This is a genomic window from Burkholderia sp. WTPI3 (assembly GCF_021483755.1).
Taxonomy (GTDB): Bacteria; Pseudomonadota; Gammaproteobacteria; order Burkholderiales; family Burkholderiaceae; genus Burkholderia.
This window is the reverse complement of record NZ_JAGIXF010000001.1, coordinates 47555-65743: the sequence shown is the minus strand read 5'-3', so window position 1 is coordinate 65743 and position 18189 is coordinate 47555. Positions and strand designations below refer to the sequence as shown.

Below are 18189 nucleotides of genomic sequence, written 5' to 3'. Positions count from 1 at the left end.
TCCGCTCCCCTGCCCGTTCGGGCCGCTGATACGCGCAACGCAGACCGGCCGATTATAGCGATCGTCATTTTTGACGGGCACCGCTGCCGGAACACGCGGCAACCCCATCCATTTGAACGGTAGGCCGCACGTTGCTGCTGCGCAGCACGCGTCGCGGCAGCGCGGCGGCACGCGTGTGCCGCACTCCGCGGGTTTTCCGCACCGTTCATCTGTACGACTGTTCGACAGCTTTCCTGCTGCGGACACTGCGTCGCGACAACACCAACGACACACACCGATGCAGGACGGTATGGAGAACCCCACGTGACGAAACCCCGCTTCATCCGCACAGCCGCGACCGCAGCCGTCGTGACGCTCGCTACGTGCAGCGTCGCCGCGCACGCGCAATCGGCACTCACGCTGTACGGCGCGCTCGACACCGGCGTGCAGTACCTGACGCATGCCGACGGACGCCACTCGGCCGTGCAGTTGCAGAACTACGGCATCGTGCCGTCGCAGATCGGACTGAAGGGCAACGAAGATTTCGGCGGCGGCTGGCGTGCGCTGTTCAAGCTCGAGCAGGGCCTGAACGTCAACGACGGCACTCCGACCGCTCCCGGCTACGCCTTTTTTCGCGGCGCATACGTGGGTATCGCGGGCCCGATCGGCACCGTCACGCTCGGCCGGCAGTTCAGCGTGCTGTTCGACAAGACGCTGTTCTACGACCCGCTGTGGTACGCGTCGTACAGCGGCCAGGGCGTGATCATGCCGATGACGGCGAACTTCATCGACCACTCGATCAAGTACCAGTCGCCGACCTTCGCCGGCTTCGACGCCGAAGCGCTCGCCGCCACGGCCGGCGTCGCCGGCAATACGCGCGCCGGACGCGTGCTGGAACTGGGCGGCCAGTACACCAGCAACGGGCTGTCGGTGAGCGCGGTGCTGCATCAGGCGCATGGCGATGCAACGGCCGCGGATGACGCATCCGCCCGTCGCCGCGAACTCGGCACGCTCGCCGCCCGTTACGCGTTCGCGACGCTGCCGCTCACCGTCTACGCGGGCGTCGAACGCGTGACCGGCGACCTCGATGCGGCACGCACCGTCATCTGGGGCGGCGCGCGTTACCTGATCGCGTCGAGCGGAATCGGACTGAACGCGGGCGTCTACCACACCGATTCGCACACGCCGGCAATCGGCCATCCGACGCTGTTCATCGCGAGCACCACGTATGCGCTGTCGAAACGCACCGTCGCCTATGTGAACGTCGGCTATGCGCGCAACAGCGGCCAGAGCTCGCAGACCGTCTACGAATACGACCCGACGCCGCTCGCCGGCGCGGCGCAGTTCGGCGCGATGGTCGGCATGTACCACCTGTTCTGATCCCGTCCACCTGGAACCCGCCATGAAAACCCTTTGCTCCGATGCCGCGCCGCCGTCCGACGGCCGCGCATCGACCTTTGCGCGCTCGACGCTCGTCGCGCTCGTCGTGTTCGCCGCCATCACGCCGCTGCTGCTGCTCGTCGCGCCGGCCGTCGCCGGTCAGCTCGCGACGCAGCTCGGACTGTCCGCATCGCAAATCGGCACCTACTTCTTCGTCGAACTCGGCGCGTTCAGCCTCGCGACCGTGCCGTCGTATCTGTGGCTCGGCCGCGTCGATGCGCGCCGCGTCGCCGCTTGCGCAATCGCGCTGTTCGGCGCGGGCAATCTGCTCACCGCGGTGTGGATGCCGGGCTTCGTCGCGCTGCTCGCGCTGCGCGCCGTCACCGCGCTCGGCGGCGGCTCGTTGATGGTGCTCTGCATGACGAGCGCGGCCACCAGCAAGAACAGCGATCGCGTATACGGCCTGTGGGTCGTCGGCCAGTTGATCGCGGGCGCGATCGGGCTGTTCGTGCTGCCTCACGTGTTCGTCGCGTTCGGGCTGCGCGCGCTCTACGTCGCGCTCGCGGTGCTTGCCGTCATCGCGGCGCCGCTGTCGCGCGGCTTTCCGGCGACGCTCGGCGCACGGGCCGCGTCGGCGCAGACCACGCGCGACGCCGCATCGCATACGCCGCGGCTGTACGTCGCGCTCGCGATCGGCAGCGTGTGGACGTTCGCGAGCCGTGCCGCGGCGCAAGCCGGCCTCGATCCGCAGTCGACCGGCAACGTGCTCGCGATCGCGAGCGTGATGGGAATCGCCGGCGCGGCGCTCGCGTCGTGTGCGGGCGGCCGCGTCGCGCGGCGGGCGATGCTCGCCGCCGGGTACGCGCTACTCGCGGCGTCGCTCGTCGCACTCGCCGCACTTCCGCATGTGAGCGGCTACAGCGCCGCGATCTTCGCGTTCAAGTTCGCGTGGACCTTCGTGCTGCCGTTCATTCTCGCGACCGTCGCGCAGATCGATACGTCCGGGCGCCTCGTCGCGACGCTCAATTTCGTGATCGGCGCGGGCCTCGCGGCCGGTCCGCTGCTCGCCGGGCTACTGCTCGACGCAGGCGGCACGATGCACGCGCTGTTCGCGATCGCGACGGCCGTTGCGATCGCATCGTTCGCCGCGCTGCGTCATATCGATCGCCGCGCGCCCGCTTCCGTGATTCCCGTTTCCTCCCAACCGTGACAGGTCAAGCCCATCCATGAATCGCACTGCCTTCTTCACCGACGAACGCACCTTCTGGCACACCAGCGGCACGCACGCGCTGTTCTTCCCGGTCGGCGGCTGGGTCCAGCCGCCGTCGAGCGCGGGCTACGCCGAATCGCCCGATTCGAAGCGCCGCTTCCTGTCGCTCGTGCAGGCGTCGGGGCTTGCCGCTCACCTCGACATACACGGTGCCGCGCCGGCCACGACCGGCGATCTGCTGCGCATTCATCCCGCGAGCTATCTCGACGCGTTCCGCGCGCTCAGCGACGCGAACGGCGGCGACCTCGGCGATCTCGCGCCGTTCGGCAAGGGCAGCTACGAGATCGCTGCGCTGTCCGCAGGCCTCGCGATCGCGGCCGTCGACACGGTGGTCGCCGAATGTGCGGCCAACGCGTTCTCGCTGTCGCGGCCGCCGGGCCATCACTGCCTGCGCGATCGTCCGATGGGCTTCTGCCTGCTCGCGAACATCCCGATCGCGATCGAGGCCGCGCGTGCGAAACACGGGATCGAACGCGTCGCGGTGATCGACTGGGACGTGCACCACGGCAACGGCACGCAATCGATCTACTACGACGACCCGGATACGCTGACGATTTCGCTGCACCAGGACCGCTGCTTCCCGCCCGGCTACAGCGGCGGCGGCGATCGCGGCGAAGGCGCGGGCGTCGGCACGAACCTGAACGTGCCGCTGCTCGCCGGCAGCGGCGACGACGCGTATCGCTACGCATTCGAGCGGATCGTGCTGCCCACGCTGGAGCGGTTCCGGCCCGAACTGATCGTCATCGCGAGCGGCCTCGACGCGAGCGCGGTGGATCCGCTCGCGCGCATGCAGCTGCATACCGACAGCTACCGATTCATGACGCGCGCGGTGAAGGAGGCCGCGCAGCGTCACTGCGGCGGGCGGCTCGTGATCGTTCACGAAGGCGGCTATTCGGAGGCGTATGTGCCGTTTTGCGGACTCGCGATCGTCGAGGAACTGACCGGCATGCGCACCGACGTCGCCGATCCGATGCTCGAGCTCGCGATCGCGCAGCAGCCGGGAGAACGCTTCGTCGCGTTCCAGCGCGCGTTACTCGACGAGCTGGCGACGTCGTTCGGGTTGTAAGGCCGTGCTCTCGCCCGCTCTCTCGCGCTCCCTCGCGGGAACGGGCGATGCCGGGGCCGGCATGCTCAGCCCCTTGCGGGATCGGTGCGGATCGGGTCTCCTGTGCATTTACACCTGCCAGGCTCCGGCCTTTCTTCAGATGAAATCGTCCCCGCGCGAACCCGATTCCAACGACAAAGCGCGCCGCCGGCCTTCGAAGCTCGCCGTGAATATCGCCGCCGTGCTGGTTGGCGTTATTACGTTCGCGATCGGCGTGGCGTGGCTGATCTATAGCTGGGTCGTCGATCGCGAAGCGCAGTATTTCGCGATTCCGCTGGTGTTTTCGGTACCGGTGATCGTGGCGGTCGCGGTGCGCAGTTTCTGGGACTAGCCACGCTCGCAACGACAAAGCGCCGCGGTCGGTCGACGCGCGGCGCTTTCGGGAATCGGATGTATCGCGTTGATCGAACGAAGCGGCAAGCCGCTCCGTTCGTCGGTGGCACAGTCACAGGCCCGCGCGTGCGCACGGGTTCGGAACCGTCCCCTGATAGCCCTGGGTCACGCTCAGCGCGGAACCCAGCAGCGCCTTGCCAACCGATTTCAGCACGGTGTCCATGTTCAGCGGCAGGCCACTTTCGATCGGCCGTCCGGAGTAAGCCGTGCACGCCGCCGACGGCGCGGCCGTCTGCACCGATCGCGCGCTCCAGGCAATGTTGTCTGCGGGTATCCCGGCAAAAGCCGGCATGGCCAGCGTCAAGGACAAAACGGAAATCAGCGTGCGCGTGGTGTGGATCAGCGACGGCCCCCGGTTAAACAGCCCGCGTAAATGAAAGGTTTTGTTCATGATTATACGGAGCCGGGTTGGCGGCGCACGCAAAAGCGTGTGCGGCCGCGGAACGGCATCAACCGCCATGGCGACCGCAGTACGGCGCGCCGCAAGCCGCGGCCGGGATAGCAGCCGAGCATGAGGACATTTCGACGCCTCGTTGCAAGAGCATCGCCCTCCGCGAGGCTCGCCGCTTCCGCGAGTCCAGCGATCTGCACGTATAACAAAAAGCCCCGCGAGTGCTGAGCTGCACCCCAAAAGTTGGACATCGATCCAACCTTTGGGGTGTTTTTCATGAGCAAGTACACGGAGCAGTTCAAGGTATCCGTTGCAGAGGAGTACGAGTCCGGCCACGCTGGGTTCCGTGAGATGTCCAAGCGCCACGGCGTCGATGAGGCGACGATCCGCAAGTGGGTGGCGGCCCATCGCATACATGGTCCGGTAATCCCCCCGTTTTCCACGGGGTTCAGAAATAGAAACTAAGCGGCCATGGCCAACCGCTGCTTTGGCGTAAATCCGCCCAGGGCCATGTTCGGGCGGTCATGATTGTAAGTCCACATCCAATCGGTCGCGAAGCGCTGCACGTGGTCCAAGTCTTCCCAGTGGTACTGCGACAGCCATTCGTACCGTACGGTCCGGTTGAATCGTTCGACATACGCATTCTGCTGCGGCTTGCCCGGCTGGATGTAGTCGAGCCTGATGCCGTACTGTCGGGCCCATTCGATGATCGCCGCGCTCAGGTACTCGGGCCCGTTATCGCACCGAATCGCTTTGGGCCTGCCGCGCCAACCGATGATCTGCCGCAGCGCACGGATCACGCGTTCCGACGGTAATGAGAAGTCGATCTCGATGCCGAGTGCCTCGCGGTTGAAGTCGTCGATCACGTTAAACAGCCGGATGCTACGTCCGTCGGCAAGTTGGTCGTGCATGAAGTCCATCGACCAGACCTGATTGACGGCAGACGGCACCGCCAGCGGTTCCGGGACCTGCCTGACCAGTCGCTTGCGCGGCTTGATTCGCAGGTTCAACTCCAGTTCGCAATAGATCCGGTACACGCGCTTGTGATTCCAGCCGAAGCCTTTCACGTTGCGCAGGTACAGGAAGCACAGTCCGAAGCCCCGGTTCCGGTGGTTGTCCGTCAGGCGCAGCAGCCAGTTCGCAATCTCGTCGTTCTCGGCGCTGCGCCGACCGACGTACCGATAACAGGCCTGGCTGATCCCAAATGCCTCACATGCCAGCCGGATCGATACGCCCCGGCTGCACACCGCATGCATGGCCATCTCACGCCGGCAAGATGGCCTCAATCTTTTTTTGCGAGCGCCTCCGCTACGATCTCGGCCTTGATCTTCTCCTCGACGTACATCTTGCGCAGCCGGGCGTTCTCGGCCTCCAGTTCCTTCATCCGCGCGATCAGCGAAACGTCCATGCCGCCGTACTTCGAACGCCATTTGTAGAACGTCGCCGTGCTGATGCCCAACTCCCGGCACAGGTCCGGCACCGACAGCCCCGATTCCACGCGCTTGAGCGCGTCCATGATCTGGCTGTCCGTGAATCTCGATTTCTTCATTCCGTAGAACTCCCTCAACAAGAAAATTCTACTTCTGATCACACCGGTTTCTCGGGGGGATTACCCTCGTGCCGGTGATGTATGCCTGGGAGCCAGCAGCAGCGTTGATAATGTTGCCGCCGCCGCTTACAACAAGATAGTCTCCGGCCGATTCGTTAATTCCATTGTTACTGCCATCGACCGTGATGACCTGATGACCTGAGACGTTTCTTGTAGCCATCCGGCAAGTGAGTTCTCTTTTATCCTATGGACAAGGAGGACTCGATGAAGAAGCGATTTACCGACGAGCAGATCATCCGCATTTTGCGCGAGGCCGAGAGCCGGGATGAGCCGGTGAAGGATCTATGCAAGCGCCACAACATTTCGGAACAGACGTTCTATCGTTGGCGCAACAAGTTCGGCGGGATGGACGTGGCTGACGCTCGTCGGCTCAAGGAGCTGGAATCGGAGAACGATCGGCTCAAGCGCCTGATCGCCGAGCAGATGCTGGTAATCGACGGCCTGAAGGAGTTCAGCCGAAAAAAATGATCACCCCGACGGGCCGGCGCGAAGCGCTGGAAGTCCTGACTCGGCGGGGGCTCTCGCAACGCAAGGCATGTCGCTACCTGGGACTGAGCCGCCGAGTGGCGACCTATACGCTCAAGCAACCGGAGAAGGATCGGAGTTTGGGCGAGAGGCTGATGGCGGCCGCGCAAGAGGTGCCGCGCTTCGGCTATCGCCGGATGTCGGCCTGGCTGGCGTTGAGCGAATCGCGCGTGCGGCGAATGTGGCGAGCCCTTCAGCTCAACATTCCGCGCCGACGTCCTCGCCGACGTCGTTGCGGCGACGACATACGCCTGCCAGGCGCCACACAGCCCAATTCGGTTTGGAGCTATGACTTCGTGCACGATCAACTAGTGGATGGCCGGGCCTTGAAGATGCTATGCGTGATCGATGAATACACCCGCGAGTGTCTGGCGATCGAGGTTGGCGCCAGCCTGCGGTCGCAGGACGTGATCTTGACGCTATCGCGACTCATGCGGCTGTACGGCAAGCCCGCGTTTGTTCGGTCGGACAACGGCGCCGAATTTACCGCTGCCAAGGTCATGCGTTGGCTGCGAGACGCTGCAATCGGTCCGGCCTTCGTTGCGCCTGGCAGTCCATGGCAAAACGGATTCGTCGAAAGCTTCAACGGCAAACTGCGAGACGAATTGCTAAACCGCGAATGGTTCCGCAGCCGCGCCGAGGCCAAGGTGCTCATCGAGCGCTGGCGGCAGTTCTATAACGAGCGCCGGCCCCACAGCGCTCATCGCTACCAACCTCCGGCCACGGTCCGTCGAGCCTGGCTGGATTCCGATAATATCGACGCGAGACTCACTGCCTGACTGGCTACAAAATTCCGCCGCAGGTCATCGGGTCTACCATCACCTATCGGTGCATTCGACAGCACTGGAGTCCAAACTCCATTAGTCTCCCTCGTCCAGCTCGTTCGTTCCAGTGCATCATGGTCATCGGCTGCATAGGCGAAGTAAGACAGGTCAACACGCACTGGTAGAAGCTTCTTGTAACGTCCATACAGCGTATTCAAGTACCGGCGAATAGAACCCTCTTGGCTGTCGAGATTACCCCGCCAGTTATACAGCGACTTCCTCACGCCTCTACGCACTGCCTCCGTACGCAGACAACTAATGAAGTTGTTGTACAGATCTGCTGCTACTGCCTTGCCGACACTACTCGATAACGTACCGTTACTGAATATCTCAGCGAATGGATGCCGCATGAAGCAGTCGAAGAAGAGTTGGATATCAGCACTGTAGGCATACTCAGGACAATACAGGTCCATCCATTGTCCACATTGAGGCATGAACCCCGACAGGCTCCTATATCCGGAATATCCAATCGGATTACGTACTGCTCGCTGATACCCTGCTTGATTATGGATCTCAAAGGGCACTTGATCAGTCTCCAGTACCGCGTCAAGAAAACGTACCAGATCCCACATCAGATCGGCATACTCGCCAATCTCCCAGTACCTGACGAATCCGGAATGAGATTGACAGTTCTCATAGACACTCGAACCCAATCCGGAGTGATTGCCATGATTTACTTGTTGACTCACCTTGAATCTCCATTACCAGGACATTCGATAGGCGAGTTGTATGTTTTTTTATCGTTAGACAACGGGCATTCAGAATGACTCGACACCTCACCACAATCATCAAAATGAGGTCACCCTCTCCATGCAAGTGAATCTATGATGAATATTGCAGCATCTATCATTGATGGCACTCGATCATGAAGCTCTCATTTCTGCCGATGAGACAACTCACCATACTCACAAGACCCCCTTCATCCACAAGACAGATAGTCACGAATACCGAACACATCACCTCTCTTATAGTTAAGAATATCCATGGATACATGACACCGGAATACCCATTATAGTTGCGAATATTCATGAATACAATCTTAATATAGGAGACAGCCAGAACATCGCACCACAAACACCAACAACAAATACCATCACACCCAGAAAGCACAAGCATCTCATCGGCTTTATTCGGTCAATTTTAGGGAAATACTCGCTACCGAATTATCCAAACAATCATCCCACTATAACGGCACACACCCTTCACACTGCCACTCCAGAAAATCACTCCTCGGCTACCGAATAGATCTCCTCACGCCTTATCACTCCCTCCATTCCGAGACCGCACCAATCTCCTAGCATGCGCCGCCTCGTCACCAACCCCATCAAATCCACAAACAAACCTCACTTAAAGCCTATAAGCCGTCCACCCCACAAAAAGACAATGGCAACGACACCATTAATCATCGGCACTCGCAACACCATCAAAGAGAACACTGATTAACTCAATTTTCCACATGGGAATTTATTTAATCATACAACAAGGATGCGACTGGAAAGAACTCTTTCCAGTGGCATCCTCATCACCAACTACGCTGCATCACGCGCTTCGATCCGTTCAGTAATCCAATCCTGCACTTCCTGCTCAACCCAAGCCACTCGCCCACCGCCCAGCGGGACGGGTTTCGGGAAAGTGCCTTCGGCAATGTACTTGTAGATGGTCGACCGGCGCAGGCCCGTGGCTTGGCTAACGTCGGCGAGTCGGATGAGGCGCATGGTGTCACTCCAGTCTGGTTGGTCCAGATCATCCGGGGCCTCGATAATTTTTTAGGCTTGCCGCTTGACGAGCACAACAACAGGGAAGATGCTTCATACCTAGGCTTTCAAGGGCCTCCAGCCCAGAACCAGCATGAAAAAATCACTTCTATAGATAAGTATTTTCAATATATTTCCTACTGACATCCAACGCATTCCCAATGACGTTCTCAGGGTTTTCTAGTTATATTTCTAATCTAGAAGCAGATCAAAAATACACCAGAAACACTATCGAATACACATTCACCATAGACCATGACCATCCATCACGACGATCCTCTCCGGGCCATCTTTGGCAAGAATCCAAGTCGACGAGAAGTCTTCTGGCTGTGGCAGACACTTCGAGATGAGAGAGAGGTGCCCCCACCAGAACTGATTAACGGAAAGCACGCACAAGCCTGGATGGCGCAGTGCGTTTTGAATAGCGGCTTGCAGCCTGAACTAGACGAGCGTCGGAAATTGGCCATGCCTGACGAACGTGAACTGGCATGGATCGGCAATGATCAACGCCAGATCAATTGGCTGTCTCACCAAATAAATGATTATTACGGGCCACTCTCGCTCGACCTCCCAGCACAAACAGACCCAAGAGACTCATTTTTCTTGCACATTGACTTTTGGAACGAATCCATTGATCACAAAATTAAATACATAAGCAAGCTTAAAAACGACTGGGTACAACTACAAACTGAAGATAAATATTTCTCTTGGTTCAAGAAAGATAGAAAGGAAAAATTAAGGTGCAGCGTTGCATGGGACTGGTATCAAACAGAACACCCTGGAATTCTTTACGACGCACCTAGATTTAAGAATATCGATGAAATTTTTTTGTTCTTGGATATCTCCAAATTCAGATTAGACGAGAAACGCTATCACCTCGAGCAGATCAAGAAAGAACTAAAGCGACGAGAGTCACTAGACCGACTCAAAGACAAAGCTCAAACGAATTTCGCACTATCCAAAGACGTTCGTCGGCAACTGGATAATCTGGTGGAGGAGCAGCGACAAACAATGGTTGCCGTGATAGAACGATTAATCCGACATGCCTCTGAACACGGCATGCCGGACGAGTCGATTCGTGAGAGATTTACAGACTCGAACAAGCGATAGTCATCGCGGCGTTCTCTGAATATAGAAAACGACAGAGGTCAACACCTGCACATCCGACCATCTGCTTTAATCAACCTGAATAATCAAGAACCTAGCAGGCCGTTGAAATACCCATCGACCGGATTCAGACCACTCTCGCAAATGACATGAATTCGCTCAACGGCTCGGCAATTTTGTTGCGTCACGCCGGGTTCAGCGGTAGAGCCCGGCCGGCGAAGGTATTTCCCGCCAGATTTCCTGCATTACGCGCCCTGCGGACGCACGAATCCCAACGTTCTCAGCCGCGTCAGGTTGTAGGCCGCCATCGTCAGCGTGAGCAACTGATCAACTTTCTCCAAGCCTCTCACCATCACCTGCCGGATCGGCCCGATCCGTTTGCCCCAGCCGAAGCACTGTTCGATGCATTTCCGTTTGCGCTGGCTCAGTGCGTAACCGAGATGCCGCGTCGTCCGACCATCGATTGCACTTCCGCCGGTGCGCTTCGTGTTGCGTGCGACGTGCGGCGTCACGTTGTATTCGCGGCAGGCCTTCACAAATCCACGCGTGTCGTACGCCTTGTCTGCGCCCACCGTAATACGCACGTCCGAACCCGACACATCGCGCAGCATGTCCGTCGCCACTTTGCGTTCCGCTCGGCCATTCGCCTCGCTGGCCTGAACGTTCACGACCAGACCGTGCCGGTTATCCGTCAGCACATGGCCCAGGTAACTCGGCAAGGCTGGCGCGGCATTGCTCTTGCGATAGAGCCGGCTCTCACCGTCGCTCTTCGATTCGTGCGTTTCATTACTGCGCGATTCGCCATGCCAATTGTCAGGCGGACGATCATCGTCCCCGCCATCCTTGCGCCGGATGCTCTTGTGGCTGGCCCACGCATGGATCAAGGTGCCGTCCACACTGAAGTGCTCGCCCGACAGCAAGCCGCGTTTATGCGCCGTTTCCACCGTCGCGTTGAACAGGTCAGTCACTGCGTCGAACTCGATCAGTCGATCCCGGTTCTTGCTGAACACCGAGTGATTCCACACCGCGTCTTCGATCGACAGGCCGACGAACCAACGGAACAAAAGGTTGTACGAGATCTGCTCGACCAGTTGCCGCTCGCTGCGAATGCTGTATAGCACCTGAAGTAGCATCGCCCGCATCAGCTTCTCCGGCGCAATGCTCGGCCGACCGCCTTTGATGTCCGCTTCGTACATCGCCGAGAACTTGGCATCCATATTCGACAGCGCCTCGTTCATCCAAGTCCGGATCGGGCGCAGCGGATGCGTTTGCGGTACGAACTCCTCCAGTCTGACTGTACTGAACAGGGATTCGTTGTAGCTGTCGGTGCCTCGCATGCTGCCTTCGTGCCTTGGGATCGGGTTCGCTACATCGTGACGGATCGGCGGGGGGATTTCAACGGCCTGCTAGGTCAAGATGGGATACGAGATTGCCAACCGCTGCAGAAACCCTACAAGCCGCTCGCCCGACTTTGGCGTTCGTAGTATGTTGATCTACATGCAGACGATATCGCGATCGATAGACGAAAAGCTACGATCATGACTGAGCCCGCTCGCTCCGGCCGACTCACGAGCAGCGTATCGAACTCACCATGTTGCGTGACCTCGACGACAATTGCACCATCCAAGCCACCCAAACTAGAAGCCACATTCGTGTTCTACTCGACACACGGCGGTCATTGACAATCCCCCCCACGCACTCATGCGAAACTTCCTTTTGCTTTTAGTCTTGGCAGTACCATGCCTTGACGCAACCGCACAACGCACCTCCAATCCTTTCCTTTTCCATTCCAGTCTTGTCGAAAGGGACCCTAGGGGGTTCGCCATCCGAGGAGATGACCCAGTTGTTTCCCCGGACGCATCGCCCAAAGCCATACGCGAAGTTTGCATGCAAGTGGCGGTGTCGCAATTGATTGGGTTCGACGATCGTCTTGTCGACAAGACAGCGTCCATTCTTCCAGTGTCGCCGATTCCGGTACTGAGGTTGCAACACGTGCCTCCCACCCTTTCTCCCAAAAGTCAAAAACCAGTTTACGACCTGCGCAGGAACTCGTGTGTACGAGGATATAAATCCTATTACACCACCCCCTCTGTACTGCTCGCAGTGAAAGAAGTTCATTTTCGTGAAGTGGCGGTCGCCATGCCTTTGTTTGAACACCTCTATCGCGGCTTGACAACGTGCGAGCAAATATATGGCTCTGACGAAATTGACTACCATACGCAGTGCATCAGAACAATTGCAGAACACCTTGAACGATAGCCAAGCAGTCGACCGTATGTAGCAGCATGATCTCCGGGGCTCGAAGCGGAAGGTTTTCGTAGTGACCTGCCGTCTGCAATGGATTCAAGGTGCCCCCACAAGCACTTCGCCCTGAGTCGACGCCTACCATCGACTGAGGATCGCATTCGATCACCCAATATGGAATGACGTCGATATTCCACTGGAGCCGAATCCGAATTACTCGTCGAGTACGATTTTCTCTAAAGGCGAATAACCTCCAGCTTTGAGCTCGTCAAGCAAATCCGCCCATTGCTGCATCATTTTTGTGCGCTGACGAATGAACCTGGTTCGATTATAGGCACGCCCATTTGCGTCGGGTACAGCGTGAGCAAGCTGCTGCTCAATGTACTCGGGTTTCTCTTCTAGCTCCTCATGGATCAATGTGCGGGCCATCGCGCGAAATCCATGACCAGTGATTTCCTGCTGCGTGTCAAATCCTAAGCGCTTCAGCGCGGCATTGACTGCACCGTCGCTCATCGGACGAGCTTTCGTGCGAGCACTTGGAAAAACGTATTTACCGTCACCAGTCAAGGCGCGTAACTCACGAAGTATTACAAGAGCCTGGCGAGACAATGGGACGAGGTGTTCCGTCTTGGTCTTCGTAACCAAATACCGCCACTCAGCACGATCCAGGTCGAATTGCGCCCATTCCGCCTTCCGAATTTCGCCTGGCCTCTGGAACAACAGGGGAGATAAACGGAGAGCGCACTGCACAACGAAAGTGCCCTTGAATCCATCAAATGCTCGCAGCAACTCGCCAACCTGGCGCCAGTCCGTGATCGACGCAAAGTGCTTGGCTCGAGGCACCGGAACGGCTCCAACCAGATCCCTGGCCGGGTCGGCCTTGCAATAACCTTCTCTAATTCCATACCGAAAAACCATGCTCAGCTCGGAGCGCACACGGTCAGCCGTATATCGAGCCCCCCTCCCTGCAATCCGCTTCATCACAGATAGAATTTTAGGCGCATCGATTTGATCGATGGGGCGCTTCCCCAACCACGGGAACACATCGCTGACGAAACGAGCCAATGTTTTGTCGTATTGTTTCGGCTCGACTCGGGAGCGGCGCTCTTCCATCCACGCGCGCGCTACAGCCTCCAGACTGTTGGAAGCAGCAAGCACCGCCGCTTGCTTCGCTGCCTTTTTGGCTTCACTCGGGTCAACGCCCTCAGCTATCTGGGCGCGCGCTTCGTCGCGCTTCTTTCGAGCAGTTTGTAGTCCAACTGCCGGATAAGCGCCGATAGACAACGTTTTCTGTTTCTTGAACCCATCGCGGTACAAATACCGCCAGAGCTTGCTGCCAGTAGGCATCAGGAACAAGAAGAGGCTATCGCCGTCGGCAAGCTTGTTGCCCGGACCGCTGGGGTTGTACTTGGCGTTCTTGCACTGGAGGTCTGAGAGTGCCATCGGATATCCTGTTGGTATCGCCACGCGCCGCAAGCGTGCCGGCATTGCGATACCAACAAAAATACCATCAAACCAATCGGATCGTGTTGGATTCCGGCGAACGATGCCGGACTTTAGAATCAGCGAAACCCTTATCTGTAGCGGGTTTCACGGACATTCCCGGACTCCCCCGGAACATCAGTTGGTGCGTGAGGCCGGACTCGAACCGGCACACCCTTGCGGGCGTCAGGACCTAAACCTGGTGCGTCTACCAATTTCGCCACTCACGCGCATGTCCGTTGCCTGATCGCGCGGCACGCAAGATACGTCCTCCGCGCGCCCGAAATACCCGGGACACTTCGCGCCGACCCGAAAAGCCGGCACACCCGATCAGGCGAGCGCGAAATTCTACCCGATCTTCGCCGCATTGTCTCGCCCCGCCGGCGCCGCTCGAGGAGCGGTGCTAGAATGCCGCGCCCGACGTATCGGCCACGCGCCGGCACGCGTCCCCCGAACCCGCCTTCGCCACGATCCCGCCCGTGAACTTCGACGACTACTGTCAGCAAAAGGCTGCTCCCGCCGGTTCCAGCGTCTACTACGCGCTGCGCCAGGCACCGCTCGCCGCCGCGCCGCGCCTGACGGCCCTGTTCGCGCTGCGCCGCGAACTCGAGGAAACCGTCAAGGAAACCAGCGACCCGACCGTCGGACACACGAAGCTCGCGTGGTGGCACAAGGAACTCGCGGCGCTCGCCGCCGGCGAGCCGACGCACCCGGCCACGAAAGCACTGGCGCAACATCATCCGTCGATCGCGGCTGAGGCCGACGCGCTGCGCACGCTCGTCAACGGTTACGGGATGGATCTCGAACAGGCGCGCTACCTGGATTTCGCGAACCTGCAGCGTTACATCGCGCAGGTCGGCAGCACGTTCGCGTCGGTGGTCGCGCGCGCGAGCGCCGCGAATCCGGCCGACCCGCAGCCGTGGGCCGCGGACGTCGGCCGCGCGCTGATGCTCGCGCAGTTCGTGCAGGAACTCGGCAACGATGCGCGTCATGGCCGCATCTACCTGCCGATCGACGAACTGCAACGCTACAACGTGACCGCGGCCGATCTGCTGAACCGCCGCTACAGCCCGGCCTTCACCGAGTTGCTGCAGTTCCAGACGGCCCGCGCGCGCGAAGCGCTCGCCGCGGCCGACGCGGCGATCCCCGCATCCGAACGCCGTGCGCAGCGCACGCTGCGTGCGCAGATCGCGCTGGCCTGCGCGCTGCTCAACGAAATCGAGCGCGACGGCTTCCAGGTGCTGCACCAGCGTATCGCGCTGACGCCGATCCGCAAGCTGTGGATCGCGTGGCGCGCCGCACGCCGCCGCTGACCCATAGCGCAACGCGACGCACCCGCACCCTCACGCCTTGAGCAGCGGCAACGTATCGAAGCGCTGCTGCAGCACGCGCGTCGCATCGAGCCCCCACCACGGCCCGAGCACGGTCGCGTAGAGCTGGCGGAAATCGACCGCGACCGGCAGGTTGCCGTTGCCGTCGAGGTGCGCGAGCGCGGGCGGCGCACCATACAGGCCGCCCGCCACGCGGCCGCCCATCACGAAATGCGGGGCGGCCGTCCCGTGATCGGTGCCATTGCTCTGGTTCTCTCGCGCGCGCCGGCCGAATTCCGCATACGTCATCACGAGCGTCTGGTTCCAGCGCCCGAGCTCGATCAGCGCGCTGCGCATCGCGCTCATCGCTTCCGCGAACTGCTTGAGCAGCGCCGCCTGCTGTCCCGGCTGGTTCTGGTGCGTGTCGAACCCGTTGAGCGTGAGCCGCAGTACCGCGACGCCATCCTGCGCCCGCGGTCCCGACGCCTCGCATGCGGCGAGCACCTGCATCGCCGTCTTCACCGACGTTCCGAACGTCCCGGCCGGAAAGGCCGTCCTGAACGCGCGCATCCCGCCGCGCGGACGCAGTCGGTCGGCTGCCTTCACGATATCGTTCTCGACGTCGATGATGTGCGCGAGCGCCGGATTCCGTTCGCGCAGCGACGACGGCTCGGCAAGCCGGGCAGCACGGATGAACTGCGCGGGATTGACGAGCGCGATCGCACGCGCGCCATTCGCAAGCGGCCCCATCTCGGCGCTGCCGAGCACGACGCCGTCCGCCGCGAAACCGGGCGGCACGGGCGCCTGCGCAAACGTGCGCGTGAGCCAGCCTTCGTGCAGGTACTGATCGGAACGCGACGCGGTATCCCAGATCTCGATCGAGCGGAAATGCGACAGGTTCGGCTGCGGATAACCGACGCCCTGCACGATGGCGACCTGTCCGTCGCGCCACAACGGCATCAGCGGCACAAGCGACGGATGCAGCCCCGTATGCGCATCGAGCTGCAGCACCTGCTCGCGCTTGATGCCGATGCTGCGGCGGAACTGGTAGTACAACGGATCGGCATACGGCACCACCGTGTTGAGCCCGTCGTTGCCGCCTTTCAGCTCGACGAGGATCAGCACGTTCGCATAGCCGGCCGTCGTGCGTGCGGCTGGAGCGGCCAGCGCGGACGGTTGCCACGCCGACAAACCCGCCGCGGCGCCCGTCAGCGTCAGAAAGTCACGTCGATTCATCGCGCATCCTTCGGTTCGTCGCACTGCATGTTCGCCGCTGCGACGCGCCTCTCTATCGTGGTTTTCGTCATTTCAGTTGATAGGCCGGGTCCATCAGCAGCGCCTCGATATACGCGCTGCCGGTCGAGTCCGTATCGATCGCCGCAACGGGCGACACCGGCAGCACCGCATGCTGCAGTTGAAGCTCGATCGACAATCCCGCCGTCGCCTGCGGTCGCGCTCGATACTGCGCGAGCCAGCGCTCGAGGTCGAACCGCAGACCGCCGCGCACGGGTTTGGCCGGCCCGCCGCGCATGCCGGCCGCAGCCGCCGTGTCGACCACCGGCACCGCGTGCGCGCGGGTATTTGGCGGCGGTGCCATCGCAGGCGCCGGCGCGCGGATGCCGGCCGTCTCGGTCGCACGGAACAACTGCTCGACGAACTGCTTGCGCGCGAGCAGCGTGGTGCTGTTGATCCACATCGCACCGCCCGGCCAGCCCTTCACGTTCGGCGGATAGAACAGGTTCTGCCCGAGCGTGCGCACGGTGTTCGCGAGCATCTGCGGATCGCCGTACGCAACGTCGAAGAGCCGCACCGAGCCGACCACGAATTCGGCCGGCGACTTCACGAGCACGCCGCGGTTGCGCGGATCCCAGAATGCATCGGTCGACCATAGCGCGGCGAGCGCCGCGCGAATGTCGTAGCCGCTCGCGCGAAACCGCTCGGCAACGGCGTCGAGCGCAACGGTGTCGGGCGTATCGGAAACGAACTCGCGCCACAGCTTGCCTGCGATGAGGCGCGCGGTGTCGGGCCGCTTCAGCAGGATGTCGAGAAACCCGTCGCCGTCGAACGCGCCGGTCTCGCCGAGAATCGTCTTGTTGCCCGCATCGTGCCATTCGGCCCGCACCACGAAGCGCAACGTATCGGGATCGATGCTCCAGCCGGTCATCGCGCGCGCGGCTTCGGTCACGTCGTGCTGCGTGTAATGCCCTTCGCCGAGCGTGAACAGCTCCATCACCTCGCGCGCGAAATTCTCGTTCGGTCGCCCCTTGCGATTGCTCGCGCCGTCGAGATACTGAAGCATCGCCGGATCCTTCGCGACCGCATGCAGCAGCGTGCCGAAGTTGCCGAGCGCCTCGCGGCGAAACAGCGCGTTCTGCGCGGCCATCGTCTGCGGATACGGCACCTTGTCCTGCCCCGACGTGAAGTGCCCATGCCAGAACAGCGTCATGCGTTCGGTGAGCGGCGACGGCGTCACGATCATCTCGTTGACCCATGCGGCGCGTAACGCATCGTAACGGCGATTGCGTTCGCGCTGCTCGTCGCGGCGCATGTCGGGCCTCAGCGCCTGACGCTGCGCACGTGTCGGCGGCAACTCGGCGACCCAGTCGGGCCATGTCGTCACGGGTTCGCGGCGCACGTCGGCGAGCACATCGGCCACGGCCTGTGCGCGCGTCATGCCGACGACGCGGGCAACCTCGGCGGGGGCGGGAGAAAAGCCGGTACGGCTCAGGAAGAACGACGCATCGTCGGCGTCGAGCGGCGCCTGCATCGCGGGTGAAACCGATGCGGCAGCATTCGCTTTCATCGTCTGGAACTCC

Annotated in this window: 14 protein-coding genes, 1 tRNA gene and 1 pseudogene; 8 read left to right on the top strand and 8 right to left on the bottom strand. The window is 60.8% G+C overall.

Annotation, left to right across the window (positions count from 1 at the left end; genetic code table 11):
• Positions 1 to 303 precede the first annotated feature (303 nt).
• The 4 genes from J7024_RS00310 (at position 304) to J7024_RS00295 (ending at position 4065) form a co-directional block, all read left to right on the top strand.
• Positions 304 to 1359 carry a porin gene (locus J7024_RS00310; RefSeq protein ID WP_234744704.1) on the top strand — a complete coding sequence of 352 codons (1056 nt, stop codon included), beginning with the start codon at positions 304 to 306 and terminating at the stop codon, positions 1357 to 1359.
• A gap of 22 nt (positions 1360 to 1381) precedes the next feature.
• On the top strand, positions 1382 to 2569 hold the full coding sequence (locus tag J7024_RS00305; RefSeq protein WP_234744703.1) for an MFS transporter: 1188 nt from the start codon (positions 1382 to 1384) through the stop codon (positions 2567 to 2569).
• A 16-nt stretch (positions 2570 to 2585) separates the two neighbouring features.
• Complete coding sequence (locus J7024_RS00300) at positions 2586 to 3695, top strand: class II histone deacetylase (protein ID WP_124828426.1); 1110 nt, start codon at positions 2586 to 2588, stop codon at positions 3693 to 3695.
• 139 nt (positions 3696 to 3834) lie between these two features.
• Positions 3835 to 4065: a hypothetical protein gene (locus J7024_RS00295; protein WP_124828579.1), complete on the top strand. Its 231-nt coding sequence runs from the start codon at positions 3835 to 3837 to the stop codon at positions 4063 to 4065.
• Positions 4066 to 4179: 114 nt separating this feature from the next.
• Here the strand turns inward: J7024_RS00295 and J7024_RS00290 are convergent, their stop codons facing one another.
• Positions 4180 to 4518: a hypothetical protein gene (locus tag J7024_RS00290; RefSeq protein ID WP_233409912.1), complete on the bottom strand. Its 339-nt coding sequence runs from the start codon at positions 4516 to 4518 to the stop codon at positions 4180 to 4182.
• A gap of 276 nt (positions 4519 to 4794) precedes the next feature.
• Here J7024_RS00290 and J7024_RS00285 point away from each other — a divergent pair.
• Positions 4795 to 4941: pseudogene (locus J7024_RS00285) on the top strand (transposase); the annotation flags it as partial.
• Positions 4942 to 4979: 38 nt separating this feature from the next.
• Here the strand turns inward: J7024_RS00285 and J7024_RS00280 are convergent.
• A protein-coding gene (locus J7024_RS00280) for an IS3 family transposase (protein WP_234744731.1) occupies positions 4980 to 6067 on the bottom strand; the annotation gives its coding sequence in 2 pieces (ribosomal slippage) (positions 4980 to 5806 and positions 5806 to 6067; 1089 coding nt in all).
• Positions 6068 to 6331: 264 nt separating this feature from the next.
• Here J7024_RS00280 and J7024_RS00275 point away from each other — a divergent pair.
• Positions 6332 to 7431, top strand: a protein-coding gene (locus J7024_RS00275) for an IS3 family transposase (RefSeq protein WP_175752763.1) whose coding sequence is annotated in 2 segments (ribosomal slippage) — positions 6332 to 6584 and positions 6584 to 7431 — 1101 coding nt in all. Because the reading frame shifts where the segments join, the coding sequence is not laid out codon by codon here.
• Between the two features lie 1574 nt (positions 7432 to 9005).
• Here J7024_RS00275 and J7024_RS00270 read toward each other — a convergent pair.
• Positions 9006 to 9191: a helix-turn-helix transcriptional regulator gene (locus tag J7024_RS00270; RefSeq protein ID WP_089454832.1), complete on the bottom strand. Its 186-nt coding sequence runs from the start codon at positions 9189 to 9191 to the stop codon at positions 9006 to 9008.
• A 294-nt stretch (positions 9192 to 9485) separates the two neighbouring features.
• Between J7024_RS00270 and J7024_RS00265 the strand changes: the two genes are divergently transcribed.
• Entirely contained in the window at positions 9486 to 10340 is an 855-nt protein-coding gene (locus J7024_RS00265; RefSeq protein WP_234744702.1) for a hypothetical protein, read from the top strand.
• Positions 10341 to 10582: 242 nt separating this feature from the next.
• Here J7024_RS00265 and J7024_RS00260 read toward each other — a convergent pair whose 3' ends face one another.
• The 3 genes from J7024_RS00260 to J7024_RS00250 form a co-directional block, all read right to left on the bottom strand.
• Positions 10583 to 11674 carry an IS5 family transposase gene (locus tag J7024_RS00260; RefSeq protein WP_108064617.1) on the bottom strand — a complete coding sequence of 364 codons (1092 nt, stop codon included), beginning with the start codon at positions 11672 to 11674 and terminating at the stop codon, positions 10583 to 10585.
• Positions 11675 to 12794: 1120 nt separating this feature from the next.
• Positions 12795 to 14024, bottom strand: a complete 1230-nt coding sequence (locus J7024_RS00255) for a tyrosine-type recombinase/integrase (RefSeq protein ID WP_175751308.1) — start codon at positions 14022 to 14024, stop codon at positions 12795 to 12797.
• 182 nt (positions 14025 to 14206) lie between these two features.
• A tRNA-Leu gene (locus J7024_RS00250) sits at positions 14207 to 14293 on the bottom strand.
• Between the two features lie 249 nt (positions 14294 to 14542).
• Here J7024_RS00250 and hpnD point away from each other — a divergent pair.
• A complete protein-coding gene (gene hpnD / locus J7024_RS00245; RefSeq protein ID WP_124830085.1) occupies positions 14543 to 15376 on the top strand; it encodes a presqualene diphosphate synthase HpnD in 834 nt (277 codons plus the stop codon).
• Positions 15377 to 15406: 30 nt separating this feature from the next.
• Here hpnD and J7024_RS00240 read toward each other — a convergent pair whose 3' ends face one another.
• Together J7024_RS00240 and J7024_RS00235 are read right to left on the bottom strand one after the other, a co-directional pair.
• Positions 15407 to 16609 carry a DUF1501 domain-containing protein gene (locus tag J7024_RS00240; RefSeq protein ID WP_175787640.1) on the bottom strand — a complete coding sequence of 401 codons (1203 nt, stop codon included), beginning with the start codon at positions 16607 to 16609 and terminating at the stop codon, positions 15407 to 15409.
• Positions 16610 to 16676: 67 nt separating this feature from the next.
• Positions 16677 to 18176, bottom strand: a complete 1500-nt coding sequence (locus J7024_RS00235; protein WP_175751310.1) for a DUF1800 domain-containing protein — start codon at positions 18174 to 18176, stop codon at positions 16677 to 16679.
• Positions 18177 to 18189: the final 13 nt, after the last annotated feature.